Genomic DNA, 20,298 nt, shown 5'->3' with positions numbered 1-20,298 from the left:
CGAGAAGTAATTGTGGAAACGTTTTGAAAAGATGCGCCGGGGCGGTGGAAACGTCCCGGCGTTGCCGGAGAATGGATGTTATTTTTTCCAGGCCTCCCGCTCAACTTTGCCGAGAAATATTCTGGTGCAGATCTCCACGTTGCGTGGGGTGTCGCCGGCCTGAATCCGCAGCAATCCTTCCCGGATAATGATCTTCTTGAGCAGTTCGCGACCGTTCGATTCGTTGTAGTAGATGTCGGAGTCGAGCACTGCGGTGACATTTTCCGGTTCAACCCGATCAATGATGAGCTGCATGCCAAGGTTGAAAAACGGATCGTCAATCTTTGGTAGTTCATTTTCCAGAGCAAGCATGCCCGATTTGCTGGCCACTTCGGACAGCTCTTTCAATTGTTTGACAATGGGTACAAGCAATTCCTGATCTTCCTTGCTGCAGGCCGATTTTGCGGCCAATGACAGATCCCGTAACATTGGTACTCCCTTTATGAGAATGGATTTTCTAGCGACTGAGGGTGGTGCAGGAAACAGTTTCTCATATCGGCGCAGGAAATTCCATAAAAAAGCTCAAGGTGGTGCCAGGGTCGATTTCGGGTTCTGTCAAAGTGGATTTGTAAAAAAGTTAGATTAAGGCATTGAAGCGGATATCGACACCGTCCCCATTGTGATTGTCGGAAAGAGAATAGGTGCCTTTTTCCTGAATAATGAGGCCGAATGTTGTCCCCTCCTCCTGCAATCGTAAAAGCATCTCTGGGCGGTCACTGGGTGTCGATTCTTCATTGAACCAGACAGCGATCTCCTCACCTTTATCCGCACCCATCTGCAGCAGAAATGCGTTATGCTCGATAAAAATCAGATCGTCAAAGAGATAGGTGATGTCAAGCCCTAGGCTTTCGATGAGGTTTTTTACCAGACCGAGCGGGCGCAGGGGAATTGGGGTGGGCACAGCCTGTTGCGGGCTGCCACCGGATGTCTGACTGTTCATGAATCGATCTCCTTCTCATGGAACAATGGCTCAAGAAATCGTCGCACATCGTGGCCGATATCGATGATCGTGGGAATCTGTTGCGGGCTTATGGGGAGGTATCTGGACAATTCGAAGTCGCAGATGTCCTGAAATGAGTCGAGCAGTAGTAAATTGGCAAAAAGTTCAGGCTGAGGACCGGTATGCCGTTCAAGTGCTGCGGCCAGATCTGCCATGGTGTGATTTTCCGCCAGGTCTCCACGCTGCATCAAAAAGGCCATGATGTATTTCTCAATTGCCATGGCGGTCAGGTTGTAGAGTGTCTCTGGGGAAAAGGCTCGTTTGTTGGTTTCATACGCTCGTGTTGCCGTGCGCAGAAACTGTTCGCCATCACGAAGATATTCCTGCCAGTTGTCGATGGGAATGATTTGTTCTTTCGGCTGGATCTGGATGAGCTGCATGGTAACCTCCGCTTTCTGTTGCTACTGATTGTTACCGGTGTAGGTACGAAGGCAGATCAGTTCGGTACTCTGCCAGTCTCGTTTGTGATAAAATTTTAGAGCATTGCTGTTGTTGCGATCGGCCAGGAGTTGCATCCGGGACATTCTGCGACTTTTTGCCCATTCCGTCAGGGTTTGCAGCAACCGTCTGCCGATACCTTTTCCCCGCAGCTGCTCTGAGACAACCACATCCTCCACCAGCAGGGCAGGGCCGCCTTCGGCGGTAGAAATAACTGTCTGGCCGCTGCACATGCCGACAACACGGTTGTCAACCTCGGCCACCAATACAATGGCACTGTCGCTGGCAAGGAGAAGCAGGAGCGCAGCGGCGTGGCGGCCGGGATCAAAAGCAAAATCCGCCTCAATAGTAAAGAGGCTTTTCAACAGCAGGATCATCTCATCGATGTCCTGCTGTCGGGCTGGGCGAATATGAACCGATTCGAATGTCATGTCAGCCTTATGGGTCTGTTATTTACGAGTTGATAAGATACTCCTGGGCGGGTTCGCCCTCTTCGATACCATCAAGAATGGTGTCGATTGCTTCTTCGCTGTCAACACTCTTGAACCACCAGTTTTCAGGTTGAACCACCATGATCGGGCCCGACTCACACTGCTTGAGGCAGCCGGTGGCCACCACCTGCATGTCGAGGCCACGATCGAGGATCTCTTCTTCGATATACTGGAGAAAACCATCGGTCTGTTTGTGGCAGATACCTTTTGGGTCGCCTTTGGTCCTGAAACTCTGGCACACTAAAATCTGTTTTTCCGGGGTAGCCATGCTTGTTGTTCCTTTTATGTGGTAGCAGGTCGCTTGCCGCGGCCTTTTTTTCCTCCACCGTAGAGGGTATCCACGGTGCCTTCTATTTCATTTTGGGTGATGATGACCTGGATGCCGTGACCGTCAAGAATCCTGCGTGGTCTTTCTCCGGCGTTGGCTGTCAGCAGGGCAAAGCAATCGGGGATGGAGCTGGCAAGAATATCCCAGCGATCAGTCCCGGCGCCAGCTTCAGGTACCGGCCGGCATTCCAGCAGGCAGTTGAGCCCGTCTGCTCTCGGGCCATAGACGAGCAGTTGCGGAGCCTGGCCCAGATGAAGATCGATATCCATACCGTTGGAGCTGACCACCGCAACATTGGGCCGGTCTTTCCGGGGGTGCGGTAAGAGACTTGGCGTCTGGTCAGATCCTGCTGTAGGATGTGCTTCGGCGCGACCTTCTCGTACCGGCAGATAGGCTGAAAGTGCTTCGATAAGTGCCTGAATTGCTCCTGGTTCCGGTGTGGGAAGGAATATGTCCGCTTCGGGTGGTGGTGTGTAAGGGGTCAATATCATTTCATCTGCCCCCAAATCGGCCACCTGTCTGGCCAGCACCAAAAGGTGATCGTCGTTGACGGTTGGGTAAAAGGTGGTGATGACACGTACCTTCACCCCAGCATCCTTAAATGCTTGAATGGATTTTGCCTGCTCATCGATCAGTATGTGTACGGCTTCCGAGAGTTTCAGGGTTTTAAAACCGGGTCTGATCCAGGCATAGATCAGCTCAAGAACCTGGGGCAGAACCCCGTCGATCAAAAGCTCTACTTCTGAGATGCCCGCCTGCTGAAACTTGTCTGCATGCTGAAGGCCGCCTATTCCCAAGGCGCGGAGAACGATCTGCAGATCGGGAAACGTTTCCCGCAATTGCCCGATGGTCGCCAGTGGCAGCTCGACTTCCGCGAGAGGATCGCCTGGCCCGGAAATGAGTACACTGTCAACCTTGGACCCGGCAGCACGCAGTCCTTCCACCATCCTGATCGCCTCCTGCGGCAAAACAGGTGTCGGGTGCTTGGCCTGAAGCGGAGCAAACCGTATCCGGTGATTGACGCGTGGAGCGACCGGCAGCCGGGTTATACCCGGATGCGGATCAGGGCTTTTGCAGACTGACGCTGTTGGCTCTGTGTGTGTATGAGACATGGTAACCTCTCCTTTGGTTGAACAGGTCATGACTGCACTACTGGAAAACCGGTGGCGTACCGGAGCAGCCGGCAACAGCAGTGAAGTAGCTGTCACGGTACGCCCCCGGGGAGTGTTAATAGACCAACTCAAACTTCTCTTCTGTGTTGTCTCGATCAAGTCGATCGAGCAGTACGCCCAGAATTTTTTCCAGCAATCTTATGCCGCCTTTGTAGCCGACAGTCGGGAAGTACTGATGTCCCTGGCGATCCAGGATAGGGAATCCCCAGCGGACCAGCGGAATATCCTCGTCACGGGCGATATACTTGCCGTAGGTGTTGCCAATGAGCACGTCCACCGGCTCATTTTTGATCCACTGATGGAGCAGGAACATGTCGCCGGCAGCTTTGACGTTGACCTTGTATGGCATATCTTTGGTAATTTCCTTGATGCGCCGTTCAAACTTCTTGCCTGGTGTGCCGGTAACAATATGGATAGGGCACATATCAATGGAAACCAGGAACTCGGTCAACGCAATCAGCTGGTCAGGGTCGCCGAAGATAGCCACTTTTTTGTGATAGAAATACTGGTGCATGTCAGAAATCAGATCCACCAGCTGTCCGCGTTCGGCAGCGACCTCGTCGGGAACTGTCGTTCCGGAAACTTTTCGAAGCGCGTCGACAAACCGGTCTGTGGCCTGGAGACCGAAAGGCATATCCAGCACTGAGCATGGTACCTTGCATTTGGTATCCAGCAAGCGGGCTGCGTCGGCTGAACACCACTCGCCGAGGGCCAGGGTACCGATAGCGTCGCCACTGGCTTTGATGTCTTTGATCGATGTTCCTGCATCCGGAAACATCTTGTATTCGCCGGTAAGCGGGCCGTTCAAAACGCCTGATGTGTCAGGAAACATGGTGATTTTGACGCCAACCATGGCGGCTAAGCGCTTGATCTCCTCCATGTCGCAAGGTTCGACCCAGCCGGGAATGATATTGACCTTGCCGTTTTTCTTGCCACTTTTCTCCGCAAGGTTTGCCATAGACTTGACCATGTTGGAAAAGCCAGTGACATGTGACCCCACATAACTTGGAGTGTTGGCGCCCAGAACGGTCTTTCCTTCGGGGACTTTCTGTTCTTTGATCGCCTTGTCGAAAATCTGCGGCAGATCGTCACCGATTGTTTCGGAAAGGCAGGTAGTGTGTACGGCAATCACTTCCGGTGCGTACACGGTAAATATATTGTTGATGGCCTGCAGCAGGTTGGCCTGCCCGCCGAAAACTGAGGCGCCTTCGGTAAAGGAACTGGTTGCTGCTGAGATCGGCTCCTTATAGTGTCTGGTAAGCGTCGATCTATGGTAGGCACAGCAACCCTGGGAACCGTGGCTATGCGGCAGACATCCTTTTATGCCGAGGGCTGCGTACATGGCCCCGATCGGCTGGCAGGTCTTCGCCGGATTGATCATCAGAGCCTTTCGCTCTGTTATCTCTTTTGGTGTGTGTTTCAGTAACATGTCGATACCCTCTTGAACCAATTGAACTATTGTCGGCTTCGCCAAAAGCTGCGAGAGCCGACGGTTCGGTTTGGCAGCTCTTTAAATTGTCGTGTACGTCATTTGGTTTTGCGGACTACTTACGAGATTACCCGCTACTCCCAAACGTAGGTGGCGGACAGTTCGGGATTCTCCTGCCATGGTGCTTTCATGTAGCTCCACACCCTGCTGTTTACCAGTCTGTCGATTTCGTTGTAGAAGTTGATTGCTCCAACAAACCCGGCATAGGGACCACCTGAATCGTAGCTATGCAGCTGTTTCATCGGTATGCCCAGCTTCTGGATGGAGAATTTCTCTTTGATGCCGGCACAGAACAGATCCGGTTTCATCAGTTCCACCAGCTTTTCAGCCTCGTACTGATTCAGGTCATCAACGATGAGTGTATCTTTTTCCATATCCGGGATAATTCCCTCGTAATCCTTGAAGGCAAATCCTGCCTTTTCGAGGGCCTCTATTTCCGCTTCAGTTTTACGCGGTTTGAACAGCACCGGATCAGGCTCTACCTCAATTTCTTCAATGTTTCTGCTATCTGCATCGACTTTGAGGTCAGGGATGATCTGGCGGCCTTCGTAGTCGTCACGATGGGCGAATTCGTATCCTGCAGAGATGGTTTTCATGCCCATCTCTTTGAACAGCTCCTGGTAATGGTGTGCACGGGAACCACCGACAAAGATCATTGCGGTCTTGCCTGTTGTGCGCGGCAGGACGTCCTTGACAGCTGCGTCAACTGCCGGCATTTCTTCTGCTATGACGGCCTCAACTTTGTCGATAAGGTCCTGGTCGCCAAAGTAGGTAGCTATCTTGCGTAGAGATTTGGCAGTGGCCTCGGCGCCGATAAAGTTCACCTTGATCCAGGGAATGCCATATTTGGTCTCCAGCATGTCCGCCACATAGTTGATGGAGCGGTGACACATGACACAGCTCAGGTCAGCCTGATTGGCGGAGGCAAACTGGTCATAGGTGGAGTTGCCCGAGAATGTGGCGATATTGGTAATGCCGCACTTCTTTAAAATACGGTCGATCTCAAACCCGTCGCCGCCAATGTTGTACTCACCCAGCAGGTTGATCTTGTACTTGTCGGTTTTTTCTGTCGTGCTTTTGCCGACCAGATGGGTGAATACCTGGTTGTTGGCAATATGGTGACCGGCGGACTGGGAGACACCTTTGTAGCCCTCGCAACTGAAGGCAAAAACGTTACAGTCACCGAACTTCTCTTTCATTTTCTTGGCCACGGCATGGATGTCGTCACCGATCAGGCCGACCGGACAGGTGGCAAATACTGCGATACCTTTCGGGTGGAACAGGTCGTACGCTTCCTGAATGGCTGCTGCCAGTTTCTTCTCGCCGCCGAAGATGATATCTGAATCCTGCATATCGGTTGACATGCAGTAGGTGATGAAATTTTCGTTATTCTCACCGGTGTAGCTCGACTGGTTACGTCGGGTCAACCAGGCGTAAAAGCTGCAGCCAATGGGGCCATGGACCAGGTTGACGATATCACTGGTCGGACCCATGATAACACCCTTGCAACCGGCGTAGGTACAACCGCGCATGGTGATGATACCTGGAATGGTCCGGACGTTGGCTGTGATTTCCGGGGTGGTGTTTTCCATTGCTTCGTTAATGAGTATCTGCTTGGATCTCTTGCGTGCGACCTTAGGCGGATACTTTTCAAGCATCTTCGCTTTAATGTCAGTGGGACTCCACTGCACAAGTTTCTGTGCTTTTCCCATGTCTATCTCCTCAAAAGAACAGATGCGGTCATTGACAGGACCTGTTCCATTCATGTTGATGGTCTTTGAAGTGTGTGTCGTCTGCCGGGATCAGGAAATTGACTTGATGCCGGTCTCGCCGGTACGAACGCGTACCGCATCTTTTATGGGCAGAACAAAGATTTTACCGTCACCCGGTTTGCCAGTCTGGTTGATCTGAATGATTGCCTCCACGACATCATCGACCTGGTCGTCCTCTACGACGGCGGTGACCATTCGTTTGGGATAGAGTTTGCCTTTTTCGCCAAGCAGCTCGGCCGCTTCTTCATAGCCTTTTTTAACGCCTTCCAGTAACTTGGGGTTGACAAAACCGATTCCGCGTCCCTGCGCTTCGTGCGCAAAGTAGGCTGCGATTCCCGCATCAGAAAGAGCCTTTTTGGTGCGGTTCATCATATTCATGCGAACAACCGCGATTACCTCTTTCATGCCGCTACCTCCTCGGCTGGCTCCTTGACTCCGGAGCTGATGGTGTAGACGTCTTCAACCTCAGTTACGAAAATCTTGCCGTCACCAAATGCGCCTTTGGTTCCTGAACGGGCAGCGCTCATGATGGTGTTGATGACAAAGTCCTTGTCCTGCTCTTTCACGACGCTCATCAGCATGGTCTTGGGAATCTCGTCGTAAGTGACTTCGCCAATCTTGATGCCGCGTTGTTTGCCTCGGCCGGCGACTGAGTATTTCGTTACAGCTGGGAAGCCTGCATCCATAAGTGCGGCAAGTACGTCGTCTGCTTTCTCAGGTCTGACAATGGCTCGAATCATGATCATCATTCTAGTGTTCTCCTATAGTGTGTTCAGGGTGGTTGTTATGCTTCCATCAGACCGTAATCGAGAAGGAGCTGTTCAAGTTCCTCAATCTCCAGCGGGGTGGGGACAACAAACATCTTGTTTTCATCAATCGCTTTGGCGAGACCACGGTACTCGTCTGCCTGTGGAACTTCCGGATTCCATTCAATAACTGTTTTTCTGTTAATCTCAGCCCTCTGGACATCGTTATCGCGTGGCACGAAGTAGATCATCTGGGTTCCCAATTTTTTCGCCAGTTCCTCAATCATCTCTTTTTCGTTATCTACATTTCGAGAGTTGCAGATCAGTCCACCAAGGCGAACGCTTCCAGACTGGGCAAACTTCATGATGCCCTTACAAATATTGTTTGCCGCATACATGGCCATCATCTCGCCAGAGCAAACGATGTAGATTTCTTCAGCTTTGCCGTCACGAATAGGCATTGCAAATCCACCACAGACAACGTCACCAAGTACATCGTAGAAGGCATAATCCAGACCTTCGCTTTCTTCGTAGGCACCAAGAGATTCGAGCATATTGATCGAGGTGATGATACCCCTGCCGGCACAGCCGACACCCGGTTCCGGACCGCCTGACTCGACAGCCCAGGTTCCGCCGTATGCAGCTTTTCTGATATCATCGAGTTCCACGTCTTCGCCTTCCTCGCGAAGGGTGTCGAGGACCGATTTCTGGGCCAGGCCACCGAGCAGCAGTCGGGTGGAGTCAGCCTTCGGGTCGCAGCCGACGACCATGACCTTCCGGCCCATTTCTGCCAAACCGGCCACGGTGTTCTGGGTTGTTGTGGATTTGCCAATACCGCCTTTTCCGTAAATAGCCACCTTGCGCATTGTGATCTCCTTTTGCAGATGAGTAGTTCTTCATGTCAACAGCGTCGTTCATCGGGAAGTCCGTGGTGACAGCTTGTTGCGTTGCGATCCTTTGCCGACACTATCGCAATGGGTGTGCCACTTCTTTCTGAATTATTAATATTCAATATAAATAGACACATATGTGCTGTGTTCGCCGTTTTCAGGCCTAGGTGCCTGTTCTGGCGCAAAAGTTCTGTTTTGTTAGCATGTGACATTTATGTCACGAAATCACAAAGCCGGAGCTAGTGGTGAACGGGGCAAAAATGGCCCTCATGGCCAAAATAAAAAATATAACAAAAATGTTATAAAGCTGCGAAGCGCAAAGGAGGGTCGGGTAGCCGTGATGAGCTGGATGTTTGTTTTTGGACGTTTATCCTACTGATAAAACATGGGAAAAACTGCCATGCTCCTCGTGAAGTGTTTGGTTGGATCGAAAATTGCTAATGAAGGTAGAATAAATAGTTATTTTCAGGCAGGGATGCAGTTGCTGCTAAAAGAATATTGAGAACGGTAATATGGAGAAAACAATGAATATGACAACACCCGGCCTATCACGAAGCATAGCTTCAACGCAGGGATTGGAGCTAATGGCGCTGCACCGAATTACAGAGCTTATCGGGCATGCTGCGGATCTGGAGACAACCTTGTCCTCTATATTAAAGGTATTGCATGACACCATGCGGATGCAGAGGGCCACGCTCCTGCTGCAGGACAAGTTGACCCAGCGATTGGTGATAAAAGCGAGTTGCGGCCTGACAGCAGAAGAGGAGCTTCGCGGTGTTTACAATCCGGACGAGGGGGTGTGTGGCAAGATTTTCCGGACCCGATCACCCTTTGTGGTGCCCGATATACATAGTGAACCGCTCTTTCTTAATCGAACTGGAGCACGACCAGGTATCGGCAAAGAGCGGCTGGCCTTTCTTGGAGTTCCAGTGTTGGTGCATGACAAGCCGGTGGGAGTGTTAAGTGTTGACCGGCTGTTTGGCTCGGATGTTTCCTTTGAGGAGGATGTTCGATTTTTAACGGTTCTTGCGACACTTATCGCCCAGTTTATTTCTTTGAACGAAGAGATAGAGAGAAAGGAGGCAAAGCTGCAGGAGGAAAATCGATCGCTAAAAGCAAAACTGCATAACCTCCATGACGGTCATTACATTATTGGTCACTCAAAGCCGATGCGGGAAGTATATTCAATCATTGAAAAGATTGCGCCCAGTTCGGTGACAGTGCTGTTGCTCGGTGAATCGGGAACCGGTAAAGAGCTGGTGGCTCGGGCGGTACACGAATCGGGTAGTCGTCGCGATAAACCGTTTATCAAGGTCAACTGTGCGGCTTTACCGGAGACGCTACTGGAAAGCGAGCTTTTTGGTCATGAGCGGGGAGCTTTTACCGGTGCCCATGCTTCGCGTCCCGGGCGCTTTGAGCTGGCAAACCACGGTACTATCTTTCTTGACGAAATTGGTGAAATGCCGTTGGCTCTGCAGGCTAAGATGCTCCGGGTTTTACAGGAAAAACAGTTCGAACGGATCGGCGGCAGTAAGACCTTCGAGGCGGATGTGAGGATCGTAGCGGCCACCAATGTTGGGTTGGAGGAGGCGGTTGAAGAGGGGAACTTCAGGGCGGATTTATATTATCGTCTGAATGTCGTGCCTATTGTGCTGCCACCACTGAGGGAACGGATGGAGGATATCCCACTGCTCCTCAATCATTTTCTCAGTATGAGTAATCAGCGTAACGGAAAGAACCTGATGCTTACTGCGGAGGTGCTCGACTTCCTGTTGGATTATCCGTGGCCCGGCAATGTCCGGGAGATGCAGAATATGGTCGAACGCATGGTGATCCTGGCTGAAGGTGACCGGTTGACCTTGGCCGATTTGACTCCCGGGGTGCGTGGTTGGCGGTCGAAGCCTTATGTCGCGCCGGTTGAGAACACTCAGCCTGAGCCATTGCCAGTCCGTGCTGCGCACCCTTGGGCTGGGGAGCCACGAAAATCATTGCAGGATCTGGAGCGAGATGAGGTTGAGGCGGCTCTTAGGCGGCATGGATGGGTCCAGGTGAGGGCCGCAAAAGAATTGGGCTTGACCCAGCGTCAGATCGGCTACCGTATCAAAAAGTACGGGCTGTCGCGTCTGGATTCATATAGATGAGTCAGCTGATGGGCTGGAGATATTAGAAAATCTAACGTATTTGTGAGATTGTGAATTGTTTCATGATGACGGGCCGGTTCCCTTGGGTGGGAGTCGGTCCGTTTTCTTTGGCTGGCATCGTGCTGAGTGCAGGCTTCGGGTCAATCTTTGAAATGTGTGTTGTGAAAAAACGGAAATTCAAAGAAATGGATCGGTGTGATAGCTGGACCTGTTGTGTAGCTAGGGGCAATGAACAATGAATAAAGATTACATAAATGTAAAATCAATATGGCAAAAAACACATAAAAGTAACAAAAATGAAGAGGGCCGTTTGCCATAAAATAGCGATCTTTTCAATATATGTATCTGAATATACGGAGTATAAAAAAACGAAACCAGTATGGCACGCCTCTTGTAATAGTAAAGACAAATTTGTTGCTATCACTACTGCTGTTTCACATGAGGGGAAAGAGCAGGCCTAAACCACAAGGAGGATTGTCGTGAAATTGAAGATGAAAATGAAGAACAGAACCTATTGGGGCGGGGCAGCTCTCCTGGCTTCCCTCGCTATTGCGGGACCCGCATGTGCTGAAGAGGTAAGCGTCGGGGATACCTTGATCAACCTGGCATATGCTCTGGACACCTTTTACTTCCTGATGTCGGGTGCACTGGTCATGTGGATGGCTGCAGGTTTTGCCATGCTCGAGGCCGGCTTGGTCCGTAGTAAGAACACTGTTGAGATCCTGTTGAAGAACATCGCACTCTATTCAGTGGCCTGTATCATGTATATGCTGGTTGGCTACAACATTATGTATGGCGACGGCAACGGCGTCATCCCGGCACTGAGTTTCTTGCTCGGAGCTGATAACACAGCCGCCGATGTCTTGAAAAGCGGTGGTGAAACCTACTACTCTTCAATGGCGGACTTTTTCTTCCAGGTTGTGTTTGTTGCAACAGCTATGTCGATTGTCTCAGGTGCGGTTGCCGAGCGGATGAAACTTTGGGCATTTCTTGCCTTTGCCATCGTCATGACCGGTTTTATCTACCCGGTACAGGGATATTGGAAATGGGGCGGTGGTTTTCTTGACGGTCTTGGATTCCTTGACTTTGCCGGTTCTGGTGTTGTTCATCTTTGTGGTGCTTCTGCGGCTCTTGCTGGTGTGCTGTTGCTTGGTCCCCGTAAAGGAAAATATGTTAATGGCAAAATCTTCGCAATTCCTGGTGCAAACTTGCCGCTGGCAACTCTTGGTACCTTCATTCTCTGGCTCGGTTGGTTCGGTTTCAACGGCGGCTCTGAGCTAAAAATCAGCAATATAGAAGAAGCAAACGCAGTTTCAATGGTCTTTGTTAATACTAACGCCGCTGCTGCTGGCGGTCTTGTTGCAGCTCTCGCTCTTGCCCGTGCCTGGTTCGGCAAGGCTGATCTCACCATGGCTCTGAACGGTGCCCTCGCTGGTCTGGTTGCCATTACTGCTGAGCCTCTTACCCCAAGCCCGCTTGTTGCAACTATGGTAGGCGTTGTGGGTGGTCTGATCGTTGTTGCCGCTATTATCTTCATCGACAAGGCTAAAATCGATGATCCGGTCGGTGCTCTCTCGGTGCACGGTGTGGTTGGTATGTGGGGTCTCATAGCCGTAGCCTTCACAAACCCAGAAGGATCGCTCATGGCTCAGTTGATCGGTATTGGCGTGATTTTCGCCTGGGTATTTGGTACCAGTTTCGTGGTTTGGATGATCTTGAAAGCAACCATGGGTATCCGTGTCAGTGAAGAGGAAGAGCTTGAGGGTTGTGATGTCGCCGATTGCGGGCTGGCAGCATATCCTGAATTCACCAAGGATTGATAGCAGGTGCATCAAGCTGGCAATAACCTTTCGATAGAAATTGGTGGCCCGCGGTTGGGATGATCGGTATAACCGAATCCCGACCGCACCACCAGATAACAAAGAAGTGACATGAGGAGAAGTAACCCATGAAAAAAATTGAGGCGATTATCAAGCCATTCAAGCTTGAGAGCGTGAAAGAGGCGCTCACTGATATAGGTATAACCGGCATGACTGTTTCTGAGATTAAAGGATATGGTCGTCAGAAAGGACATAAGGAAGTGTACCGCGGGGCTGAATACAATGTTGAATTCAACCCCAAAATCAAAATTGAGCTGGTTGTGGCCGGTGAGCTGGTTGAAAAAATTGTCGAGGCTATCCGCGGTGCTGCCAATTCCGGCAAAATAGGCGATGGTAAGATTTTCGTTATCCCCGTGGAAGATGTTATGAGGATACGTACCGGCGAGCGTGGCAAGGAAGCAATCTAAATCAGTACAACCTCCAGACCTGTTTGCTGTTGGCCCCCGTCCTAGGACGGGGGCTTTTTTTTGGATTACACAGGGTGGGTAATTGGATATGCTTTTTTCTATTTGAGTAGGAATTCGCGAAGTTCGGAGTCGTTGAGCGGACGCCCGCTCTGCGTCGCCTTATGGCGGATGTTATGCAGTTTGGCGGTAAGTCGTGTATCGGAGAGGTCGAACCCCAGGGCTGCCGCCTGATGGGCGAGGGCGTTTTTCCCGGTTTTTGCACCATAGAGGAGTTCTCGTGAGCTGCCGACCCGTTCAGGAGCGTAGGGCTCGTAGGTTGAAGGGTTATTCTGCAATCCTTGGAGGTGCAGGCCGGTTTCGCAGGTGAAGATTTTCTTGCCGAGAATCGGCAGATTTCCCGGAATTTCGATATTTGCCAACGTGGCAACCTGCTCGGCGAGAGGCCGTAACTGCGCAACGTGATAACTTGGATGGCCAGCAATAAGATGAGCATAGGCCGCTATTTCTTCCAGTCTTGCGCAGCCACAACGTTCGCCAAGTCCGAGAACGGTAGTGTCAACCCAAGCAGCGCCGCTTTCAAGGGCGGCAATAGCGTTGGCGGTGGCCATGCCGAAATCGTTATGGGTGTGTACCCCCAGCTCTATTTCCGGAACCTCTCTCGCAAGCATGGTGATCAACGCCTGTATTGAGCAGGGGGAGGCGATTCCCACGGTGTCGGCAATCCGCAGGCGGAAGGCGCCAGAGCGTTTGGCGAGAATGGCCAGATGCACTAAAAACTCTGGATCGGCCCGGGTGCCGTCTTCAAAACCTACGGAGACCTGCAGGCCGAGAGCGATCGCCAGGGTGATACTCTCGGTCAGTGTTTTGCTTGCCCAGTTTCTGTCTTTGCCGAGTTTATCTACGAGATGCAGATCAGATGCGGGGATCGAAAGTGATATGACATCGGGCTGAAGTGTGGCTGTGAATCGAATATCTTCATCCCGGCAACGACACCAGACTGAGGTCTGCAGACCAGGATGGTGATTTCGGCAATATCGCATGAGTTCTGGTTGGCAGGAAGCCAGGGGAGAGCCGATACCCACTTCAATTTCCTGCACTCCCGTTGCCGCCAATCCGTCCACAATTCGACATTTCTCCTCAAGTGAAAACAGTACGCCCGGTGTCTGCTCACCTTCTCGTAAGGTTGTGTCGATAATTTTACAATTATGTAGCATTTGTGACCCTCCAAAGAGTTATATCTTTGGTTACGCAAATCTAGTGCCTGAAAAGGAAAAATGAAATTCGGAGGCTAATAATGAAGAATCTTCGCAAATGATAATTATTATTGACATGTTGAATTTGTTTGGACTATAGTGTGCCCATTGTGGATTGTTTGGAGTATTGCTTGATTTGTTAGGAACTGGGAGGTTAAACTGCTGAAACTTTCATGAATCCATAAAATCGGATTTTCGCGGAAGTGAGTGGTTTTATCAACGTAGGGAGTCAAAGATGGTCTGGGAGTATCCGGCACGGGTTTATAGGTTTTATAAAGAGGGTTTCCAACGTATGACCCTTGGCAAAACCTTGTGGAAAATCATCCTGATTAAGCTAGTGGTGATGTTTGCCGTACTCAAGCTGTTCTTTTTCCCAAATTACCTCAATACCAATTTCGAGACAGACGAGCAGCGGGCGGAACATGTGATCGAAAGAATCACCAGTCCGGTAAAAGTTCAACATTAAGGGAGGGTAGTTTTATGGGTGAGATTGATCTGGTTATGGTGAACTGGGCGCGAGCACAGTTTGCGCTGACCGCAATGTATCACTGGATTTTCGTACCCCTGACGCTGGGGCTGTCATTTCTATGTGCATTTTTTGAAACACTCTATGTACGGACTGGTAAGGACGAGTGGAAAAGCATCACCAAATTCTGGATGACGCTCTTTGGTATTAACTTCGCGATCGGCGTTGCCACTGGCATTATTCTGGAATTCGAATTCGGCACCAACTGGTCCAACTATTCCTGGATGGTGGGCGATATCTTTGGGGCGCCATTGGCGATTGAGGGTATCGTTGCTTTCTTCCTTGAGGCCACTTTTTTTGCCGTGATGTTTTTTGGCTGGGATCGGGTTTCAAAAAGATTCCATCTCTTTTCAACCTGGATGGTTGCCGTTGGTTCCAACCTCTCGGCACTGTGGATCCTTGTTGCCAACGGCTGGATGCAATATCCAGTTGGCATGGCCTTTAACCCGGATAACGCTCGTTTTGAGATGCAGAATTTCTGGGAAGTGTTGTTCTCTCCAGTGGCCATCTCGAAATTTACTCATGCGACCAGCTCGAGTTTCATGGTCTCCGCACTCTTTGTGATCACTATCTCTTCCTGGTATCTTCTCAGAAAACGTCATGTCGATCTGGCGCGTAAGTCCATTCTCGTTGCCTCTGTGTTTGGCCTCATTTCCACCGTTTATGTTGCGTTTAACGGTGATGAGTCTGCATACACCAACGCCTCGACCCAGCCAATGAAGCTTGCGGCTTATGAAGGCCTCTGGGATGGCGAGGAGAACGCCGCCATTGTCGCTTTCGGTATCCTTAATCCGGACAAAAAGCCGGGCGACAAACTCGAACCATTTACCACAGAGGTCACGATTCCAGGTCTTCTTGGGCTTTTGGCCAACCGAGAGTTCGGCTCTTTTGTGCCCGGTATCAATGATCTAGTTTATGGTAACCAGGAGCACGGTATCATGAGCGTTGCTGATAAAATGGTCAAAGGCAAAGAAGCGATTGCTGATCTTACTGCCTACAAGCAGGCAAAAAAGAAGATGGATGACGTTGCGGCCGCTGCGGCTTTGGAGAAATTCAAAGTGAATCAGGACTATCTTGGCTACGGCTATCTGGAGAAGCCCGAAGACACGGTGCCTCCGGTTGCTATGACTTTCTACGCCTTCCACATCATGGTGTTCCTCGGAGTTCTTTTTGGTCTTATCTTTATCCTGAACCTTCGGTATTCTCTGAAAGGTACCCTGGCACAGACTACCTGGTTGCAACTGCTCGGGCTGCCGATGTTCTTTCTGGGACTCATTGCCTCACAGGCCGGCTGGGTTGTCGCTGAACTGGGCCGTCAGCCCTGGGCGATAGAGGGGCTGTTGCCGGTAAATGTGGCGACCACCAATATTGCCGCTGGCAATGTCCAAACCACCTTTTTCATGTTTTTGATCATCTTTACCCTGCTGCTGGTGGCTGAGGTGAGCATTATGCTGAAACAGATTTCAATCGGACCGGAGGACATGTAACATGATTGGTAGCCTTGATACTGCATTGCTGCAGCAGATCTGGTGGATCCTGGCCTCGGTGGTCGGTTCACTCTTTCTCTTCCTTACATTTGTCCAGGGCGGTCAGACACTGCTCTGGCAGGTGGCCAAGGATGAAACGGAAAAATCACTTGTCATTAACTCGCTGGGCACCAAGTGGGAACTGACCTTCACGACGCTGGTACTTTTTGGCGGGGCGCTGTTTGCCGCATTTCCCAAATTCTATGCCACCAGCTTCGGTGGTGCCTACTGGGTGTGGGTACTCATCCTCTTCACCTTCATTGTTCAGGCGGTAAGCTATGAATACCGCAAAAAGCCGAACAATGTGCTTGGTGCCAAAACCTATGAGGTATTCCTCTTCATCAACGGTTCAGTAGGTATTTTGCTGATCGGTGCTGCGGTCGGTACTTTCTTTACCGGTTCGAACTTTGTTCTTGACGATTTCAATCGGGTAAGCTGGACCACACCGTTTAGGGGACTTGAAGCAGCATTCTCGCTCTTTAATCTCTCTATGGGTCTGTTTCTTGTTTTTAATGCCCGGGTACTTGGTACCATGTACCTTATCAACAATATTGACTTCGCCGGGCTGCCTGAGTTTGAGATGCGGCTCCGTAAGGCCTGCTTCACCAACCTGATTTGTGCCCTGCCATTTTTGCTCTACGTGCTGGGCGGCCTGCTGCTGATGGATGGTTTCGGTATTAATGAGACCGGTGTGGTGGAGATGGTGCCATATAAATATCTCGGAAATCTGCTTGCAATGCCGATAGTGCTTGTTCTGCTTGTGGTGGGATTACTGCTGGTTGTCGGCGGCGTTGGAATCACCGCATTCAAGGACGAGGGGCGAAGCGGCATCTGGTTTGGAGGACTCGGTACTGTGCTGGTTGGGTTGGCGGTATTTTTCACCGCGGGCTTCAATAATACGCCGTTCTATCCGTCTAAGGCGGATTTATCGTCGAGCCTTTCCATCTATAATGCGTCTTCGAGCCATTTTACCTTGACGGCGATGACCTACGTGGCATTGGTCATTCCCTTTGTTCTCGCGTATATCGTCTATGTCTGGTGGCAGATGAATGCCCGGCAGTTGTCCGTGGCGGATATTACCAATAACAAGGCGTACTAGCCGTTTACCAACCGTTGTTTATGGCAACGAAGGAGTGGATATGGAAGCTGTATTATTGATCTGCTGGGTAGCAGTTATTTACGGGTCCTACAAGGGTGCAGTTGTTGCCCTGCAGAAGATTGACGAACTCTAAAACTGCTTGAATTTCAGCGTGATTAGGATAAAGGTGTCCGGATGAAGATCCGGGCACCTTTTTTTTATGCTTTTTGAACTATGACAGACATGCAAATCCCCAAATTTGAGGATGGCGTAGTAACCGATGACAACGAGTTCCGGTAAAAAACGAACGATTCTCTGGTGGGGGCGATTCGATCCTGACTATTCCCGAAATCGCATTCTGCGGAGATTTTTGGTTGAGGGTGGATACACTCTCTCGGATTTTAGGCCCCGGTCCTCGTTCTTCGGGGCGCTAGAGGCTGTCTTTCACAATCTCGGTTCGCCTGATGCGGTTTGGGTAGGAGCATTCCGGCAAAGTGATTTTAATGCAGCCAGAAGATTTGCGGACCGTCGCGGTATTCCACTGATATTCGACCCATTGATCAGTGCCTGGGATAAGCAGGTGTTTGAACGTCAGAAATTTTCCAAAAATAGTCGGAAGGCTAAACGACTAAAACGCTGGGAAAAGCAGATGTTTTCCCGCGCCGATCTTGTCCTGGCCGATACCGAACTGCATGCCCGTTTCTTTATCGACGAGCTCGGGGCGGATCCTGATAAAACCGTAGTGGTACCAGTGGGAGCCGAAGAACAGCTCTTCACCGAACAGCCGCACACGTTGCCTGACGGGGCACCTGAGATTCTCTTTTACGGCAGTTTTATTCACCTTCAGGGACCGGAAGTGATTGTCGAAGCAGCAAAATTGGTGCCTGAGGCGCGTTGGACTCTATTGGGGGAAGGTCCTCTCAAAAAGGTCTGTGAAGAAAAGGCTAGCGGTCATAGCCATATTAATTTTGAGGGCTGGTGCCCTTATGAGCAGCTGGCTGCCCGCATTGGTAAAGCCGATGTGCTGCTCGGCGTGTTTGGGGATTCCGCCAAAGCCGGGAGGGTAATTCCCAACAAAGCTTATCAGGCACTGGCCTGCGGGAGGCCGCTCATTACTCGTGAGTCTGATGCTTATCCTGAAAATCTCTGTAACGGTCCTGACGCTGGAATTGTGTTTGTTCCGGCAGGCGATCCCGAGGTGCTGGCCGCCGAGGTACGAAATTTCATTATGCAGCAGGATATGTTGCCAGATATGGGTAAGCTGGCCCGAGTCAGTTACGAGACCTGGTTTTCTGAGAAAAAGATTCGTGAGAGTCTTATGGATGGTCTTCAGAAATATCTATGAACTATAACTGTTAGGTCAATGCCCTAGGCTGCACAAAAAGTGGGATGCCAGCTATGCCGGTATCCCACTTTTTGTTTGCACTGTATTATGCTAAGAGTTAATTAATCCGCTTCTTTCCCTGCCATTCCTTGTCACGCAGTTTAAACTTCTGGATCTTGCCGGTAGCGGTTTTGGGTAGTTCGCCAAATTCGATATATTTCGGAGCCTTGAACTTGGCGAGATGCTCCTTGGTGTAGGCGATGATATCCTCGGGTGAGGGGTTGGTGCCCATCTTCGGAACAATAAACGCTTTCGGGACTTCGCCCCATTTCTCGTCTGGTACCGGGATGACGGCCACCTCCTGGACATCCGGGTGGCCGTAAATGACATTTTCCACCTCCACCGTCGAGATGTTTTCCCCGCCGCTGATGATAATGTCTTTCTTCCGGTCCATGATCTGGACATAGCCGTCCGGATGCATCACGGCGAGGTCGCCACTGTGGAACCAGCCGCCGGCAAATGCTGCCTCGGTGGCTGCCGGGTCCTTATAGTAACCAGTCATGACATTATTGCCGCGCATCACGATCTCGCCCATGGTCTTGCCGTCTCTTGCAACCGGTTCCATGGTAACGGGATTGACCACATCCATGAAGTGGGTGACGATGTAGGGAACACCTTGCCGTGATTTTGTTTTGGCTCGTTCCAGATCTGACATCGCTTCCCAGTTGGGTTGCCAGGCGCAGACACTATGGGGCCCATACACCTCGGTGAGGCCGTAAGTATGGGTGATATCGGCACCCATCTTTTCCATATTGGAGATGATGGTCGGTGCCGGCGGCGCGCCGGCTGTCATGATTTTGAGTTTTCGCTTCATTTTCACCTCACCCGCCTTGGGCCAGGTGGACATCATGATCAAAACAGTCGGTGCGGCGCAGAGATGTGAAATGTCCTCTTCTTCGATGAGGCGGAAGATATCATCGGCAACAACGGCTCGCAGACATACGTGGGTGGCACCGGCTGCGGTAACCCCCCAGGTGAAGCACCAACCGTTGCAATGGAACATCGGCAGGGTCCACAGGTAGACCGAGGCAGCGGTCATGTTCGATTCGAGGATCTCCCCAATGGCATTGAGGTAGGCGCCGCGATGATGGTACATGACCCCTTTGGGCCGGCCGGTGGTGCCACTCGTATAATTGATTGCCAGCAGCTGGTCTTCGGAATCGATATCGGCTTCTACCGGTTCGGGTGAGCCGGTGGCAAGGAACGCCTCGTATTCCAGGCCTTCAAGAATCTTGTTGTCGTTGACGTCGCAGACGGTGACGTAGGTTTTGACCTTCGGCAGTTCCTCAGGTTGGATCAGTGCGGCAAATTCGCTGTCGACTACCACCACCTTGGCATCGGAGTGATCGATGATATAGGAGACTTCACCTTTCGAGAGACGGATGTTGATGCTGACCAGGGCTGCGCCGATCAGCGGGACAGCATAATGGGCCTCCAACATTGGCGGGATGTTGGGGCAGAGAAAGGCAACCTTGTCTCCCTTGCCTACTCCCTGTTTTTTCAGGGCACTGGCAAGGCGGTAGACCCTCTCGGCAAACTGCCGGTAGGTAAACCGCTTGTCCCGATGGACAACTGCGACCTTTTCCGGATAGACAAATGCACTTCTAGTCAGGAATTCCACCGGAGTCAGAATACTCTTGTTCACACTCGATGCCTGCATCAGATCTCTCCTTTTTGCTTGTTGTTGTCACTGTTTTGAATATTGCAGCACCGGTTGTCACCGATGATCAAATTCTGT

Annotated in this window: 20 protein-coding genes; 7 read left to right on the top strand and 13 right to left on the bottom strand. The window is 51.0% G+C overall.

The genetic code is table 11. From position 1 onward, the window contains the following. Nucleotides 1–78 precede the first annotated feature (78 nt). The 11 genes from BUF15_RS07530 to nifH form a co-directional block, all read right to left on the bottom strand. On the bottom strand, nt 79–468 hold the full coding sequence (locus BUF15_RS07530; protein ID WP_073612843.1) for a hypothetical protein: 390 nt from the start codon (nt 466–468) through the stop codon (nt 79–81). Between the two features lie 148 nt (nt 469–616). Beyond that, complete coding sequence (locus BUF15_RS07525) at nt 617–979, bottom strand: hypothetical protein (protein ID WP_073612842.1); 363 nt, start codon at nt 977–979, stop codon at nt 617–619. Beyond that, on the bottom strand, nt 976–1,419 hold the full coding sequence (locus tag BUF15_RS07520; protein ID WP_073612841.1) for a HEPN domain-containing protein: 444 nt from the start codon (nt 1,417–1,419) through the stop codon (nt 976–978). Before BUF15_RS07520 ends, BUF15_RS07525 begins: the two co-directional genes overlap by 4 nt. Nucleotides 1,420–1,440: 21 nt before the next feature. Continuing rightward, entirely contained in the window at nt 1,441–1,908 is a 468-nt protein-coding gene (locus BUF15_RS07515) for a GNAT family N-acetyltransferase (RefSeq protein WP_073612840.1), read from the bottom strand. A 22-nt stretch (nt 1,909–1,930) separates the two neighbouring features. Beyond that, nucleotides 1,931–2,236, bottom strand: a complete 306-nt coding sequence (locus tag BUF15_RS07510) for a (2Fe-2S) ferredoxin domain-containing protein (protein ID WP_073612839.1) — start codon at nt 2,234–2,236, stop codon at nt 1,931–1,933. Between the two features lie 14 nt (nt 2,237–2,250). Beyond that, nucleotides 2,251–3,408 (bottom strand): NifB/NifX family molybdenum-iron cluster-binding protein, encoded by a 1,158-nt coding sequence (locus tag BUF15_RS07505; protein WP_159441245.1) that lies wholly within the window; start codon nt 3,406–3,408, stop codon nt 2,251–2,253. Nucleotides 3,409–3,523: 115 nt separating this feature from the next. Further along, nucleotides 3,524–4,897, bottom strand: coding sequence for a nitrogenase molybdenum-iron protein subunit beta (gene nifK, locus BUF15_RS07500; RefSeq protein ID WP_073612838.1), 1,374 nt, complete (start codon nt 4,895–4,897; stop codon nt 3,524–3,526). Nucleotides 4,898–5,031: 134 nt separating this feature from the next. Next, nucleotides 5,032–6,669, bottom strand: coding sequence for a nitrogenase molybdenum-iron protein alpha chain (nifD, locus tag BUF15_RS07495; RefSeq protein WP_073612837.1), 1,638 nt, complete (start codon nt 6,667–6,669; stop codon nt 5,032–5,034). A gap of 90 nt (nt 6,670–6,759) precedes the next feature. Further along, the gene (locus BUF15_RS07490) at nt 6,760–7,134 is read right to left on the bottom strand and encodes a P-II family nitrogen regulator (RefSeq protein ID WP_073612836.1); all 375 of its coding nucleotides are present in this window, start codon (nt 7,132–7,134) and stop codon (nt 6,760–6,762) included. Continuing rightward, nucleotides 7,131–7,478, bottom strand: coding sequence for a P-II family nitrogen regulator (locus tag BUF15_RS07485; protein WP_073612835.1), 348 nt, complete (start codon nt 7,476–7,478; stop codon nt 7,131–7,133). Before BUF15_RS07485 ends, BUF15_RS07490 begins: the two co-directional genes overlap by 4 nt. A gap of 35 nt (nt 7,479–7,513) precedes the next feature. Next, complete coding sequence (nifH, locus tag BUF15_RS07480; protein WP_073612834.1) at nt 7,514–8,341, bottom strand: nitrogenase iron protein; 828 nt, start codon at nt 8,339–8,341, stop codon at nt 7,514–7,516. Between the two features lie 548 nt (nt 8,342–8,889). Here nifH and nifA point away from each other — a divergent pair. The 3 genes from nifA to BUF15_RS07465 all read left to right on the top strand — a co-directional run bounded on the left by nifA (nt 8,890) and on the right by BUF15_RS07465 (nt 12,793). Then, nucleotides 8,890–10,506 carry a nif-specific transcriptional activator NifA gene (gene nifA / locus BUF15_RS07475; protein ID WP_084553682.1) on the top strand — a complete coding sequence of 539 codons (1,617 nt, stop codon included), beginning with the start codon at nt 8,890–8,892 and terminating at the stop codon, nt 10,504–10,506. Nucleotides 10,507–10,985: 479 nt separating this feature from the next. After that, complete coding sequence (locus tag BUF15_RS07470; protein WP_234981133.1) at nt 10,986–12,326, top strand: ammonium transporter; 1,341 nt, start codon at nt 10,986–10,988, stop codon at nt 12,324–12,326. Between the two features lie 128 nt (nt 12,327–12,454). Further along, entirely contained in the window at nt 12,455–12,793 is a 339-nt protein-coding gene (locus tag BUF15_RS07465) for a P-II family nitrogen regulator (protein ID WP_073612833.1), read from the top strand. Between the two features lie 98 nt (nt 12,794–12,891). On the opposite strand, the gene BUF15_RS07460 is transcribed toward BUF15_RS07465, so the two are convergent. Beyond that, nucleotides 12,892–14,007 carry a LeuA family protein gene (locus BUF15_RS07460; protein ID WP_073612832.1) on the bottom strand — a complete coding sequence of 372 codons (1,116 nt, stop codon included), beginning with the start codon at nt 14,005–14,007 and terminating at the stop codon, nt 12,892–12,894. Between the two features lie 274 nt (nt 14,008–14,281). Here BUF15_RS07460 and BUF15_RS07455 point away from each other — a divergent pair, with 274 nt between their 5' ends. The 4 genes from BUF15_RS07455 (at nt 14,282) to BUF15_RS07440 (ending at nt 18,521) form a co-directional block, all read left to right on the top strand. After that, complete coding sequence (locus BUF15_RS07455; protein ID WP_073612831.1) at nt 14,282–14,512, top strand: DUF4492 domain-containing protein; 231 nt, start codon at nt 14,282–14,284, stop codon at nt 14,510–14,512. 14 nt (nt 14,513–14,526) lie between these two features. Beyond that, the gene (locus BUF15_RS07450; protein ID WP_073612830.1) at nt 14,527–16,059 is read left to right on the top strand and encodes a cytochrome ubiquinol oxidase subunit I; all 1,533 of its coding nucleotides are present in this window, start codon (nt 14,527–14,529) and stop codon (nt 16,057–16,059) included. Between the two features lies 1 nt (nt 16,060). Then, entirely contained in the window at nt 16,061–17,197 is a 1,137-nt protein-coding gene (gene cydB / locus BUF15_RS07445; RefSeq protein ID WP_073612829.1) for a cytochrome d ubiquinol oxidase subunit II, read from the top strand. 259 nt (nt 17,198–17,456) lie between these two features. Next, nucleotides 17,457–18,521, top strand: a complete 1,065-nt coding sequence (locus tag BUF15_RS07440) for a glycosyltransferase (RefSeq protein ID WP_073612828.1) — start codon at nt 17,457–17,459, stop codon at nt 18,519–18,521. Between the two features lie 97 nt (nt 18,522–18,618). Here BUF15_RS07440 and BUF15_RS07435 read toward each other — a convergent pair whose 3' ends face one another. Next, nucleotides 18,619–20,220 (bottom strand): acyl--CoA ligase family protein, encoded by a 1,602-nt coding sequence (locus tag BUF15_RS07435; RefSeq protein ID WP_073612827.1) that lies wholly within the window; start codon nt 20,218–20,220, stop codon nt 18,619–18,621. Between the last annotated feature and the right edge of the window lie 78 nt (nt 20,221–20,298).

It is taken from the genome of Desulfopila aestuarii DSM 18488 (genome assembly GCF_900143695.1).
Classification (GTDB): domain Bacteria; phylum Desulfobacterota; class Desulfobulbia; order Desulfobulbales; family Desulfocapsaceae; genus Desulfopila; species Desulfopila aestuarii.
Note: the sequence above shows the minus strand (reverse complement) of the source record. Positions and strands in the feature narration are given on the sequence as shown.

What these genes read in the sequence shown, in the direction of transcription:
- BUF15_RS07530 (WP_073612843.1), bottom strand. Translation starts at nt 468, where the DNA reads ATGTTACGGGATCTGTCATTGGCCGCAAAATCGGCCTGCAGCAAGGAA.
- BUF15_RS07525 (WP_073612842.1), bottom strand. Translation starts at nt 979, where the DNA reads ATGAACAGTCAGACATCCGGTGGCAGCCCGCAACAGGCTGTGCCCACC.
- BUF15_RS07520 (WP_073612841.1), bottom strand. Translation starts at nt 1,419, where the DNA reads ATGCAGCTCATCCAGATCCAGCCGAAAGAACAAATCATTCCCATCGAC.
- BUF15_RS07515 (WP_073612840.1), bottom strand. Translation starts at nt 1,908, where the DNA reads ATGACATTCGAATCGGTTCATATTCGCCCAGCCCGACAGCAGGACATC.
- BUF15_RS07510 (WP_073612839.1), bottom strand. Translation starts at nt 2,236, where the DNA reads ATGGCTACCCCGGAAAAACAGATTTTAGTGTGCCAGAGTTTCAGGACC.
- BUF15_RS07505 (WP_159441245.1), bottom strand. Translation starts at nt 3,408, where the DNA reads ATGTCTCATACACACACAGAGCCAACAGCGTCAGTCTGCAAAAGCCCT.
- nifK (WP_073612838.1), bottom strand. Translation starts at nt 4,897, where the DNA reads ATGTTACTGAAACACACACCAAAAGAGATAACAGAGCGAAAGGCTCTG.
- nifD (WP_073612837.1), bottom strand. Translation starts at nt 6,669, where the DNA reads ATGGGAAAAGCACAGAAACTTGTGCAGTGGAGTCCCACTGACATTAAA.
- BUF15_RS07490 (WP_073612836.1), bottom strand. Translation starts at nt 7,134, where the DNA reads ATGAAAGAGGTAATCGCGGTTGTTCGCATGAATATGATGAACCGCACC.
- BUF15_RS07485 (WP_073612835.1), bottom strand. Translation starts at nt 7,478, where the DNA reads ATGATGATCATGATTCGAGCCATTGTCAGACCTGAGAAAGCAGACGAC.
- nifH (WP_073612834.1), bottom strand. Translation starts at nt 8,341, where the DNA reads ATGCGCAAGGTGGCTATTTACGGAAAAGGCGGTATTGGCAAATCCACA.
- nifA (WP_084553682.1), top strand. Translation starts at nt 8,890, where the DNA reads ATGAATATGACAACACCCGGCCTATCACGAAGCATAGCTTCAACGCAG.
- BUF15_RS07465 (WP_073612833.1), top strand. Translation starts at nt 12,455, where the DNA reads ATGAAAAAAATTGAGGCGATTATCAAGCCATTCAAGCTTGAGAGCGTG.
- BUF15_RS07460 (WP_073612832.1), bottom strand. Translation starts at nt 14,007, where the DNA reads ATGCTACATAATTGTAAAATTATCGACACAACCTTACGAGAAGGTGAG.
- BUF15_RS07455 (WP_073612831.1), top strand. Translation starts at nt 14,282, where the DNA reads ATGGTCTGGGAGTATCCGGCACGGGTTTATAGGTTTTATAAAGAGGGT.
- BUF15_RS07450 (WP_073612830.1), top strand. Translation starts at nt 14,527, where the DNA reads ATGGGTGAGATTGATCTGGTTATGGTGAACTGGGCGCGAGCACAGTTT.
- cydB (WP_073612829.1), top strand. Translation starts at nt 16,061, where the DNA reads ATGATTGGTAGCCTTGATACTGCATTGCTGCAGCAGATCTGGTGGATC.
- BUF15_RS07440 (WP_073612828.1), top strand. Translation starts at nt 17,457, where the DNA reads ATGACAACGAGTTCCGGTAAAAAACGAACGATTCTCTGGTGGGGGCGA.
- BUF15_RS07435 (WP_073612827.1), bottom strand. Translation starts at nt 20,220, where the DNA reads ATGCAGGCATCGAGTGTGAACAAGAGTATTCTGACTCCGGTGGAATTC.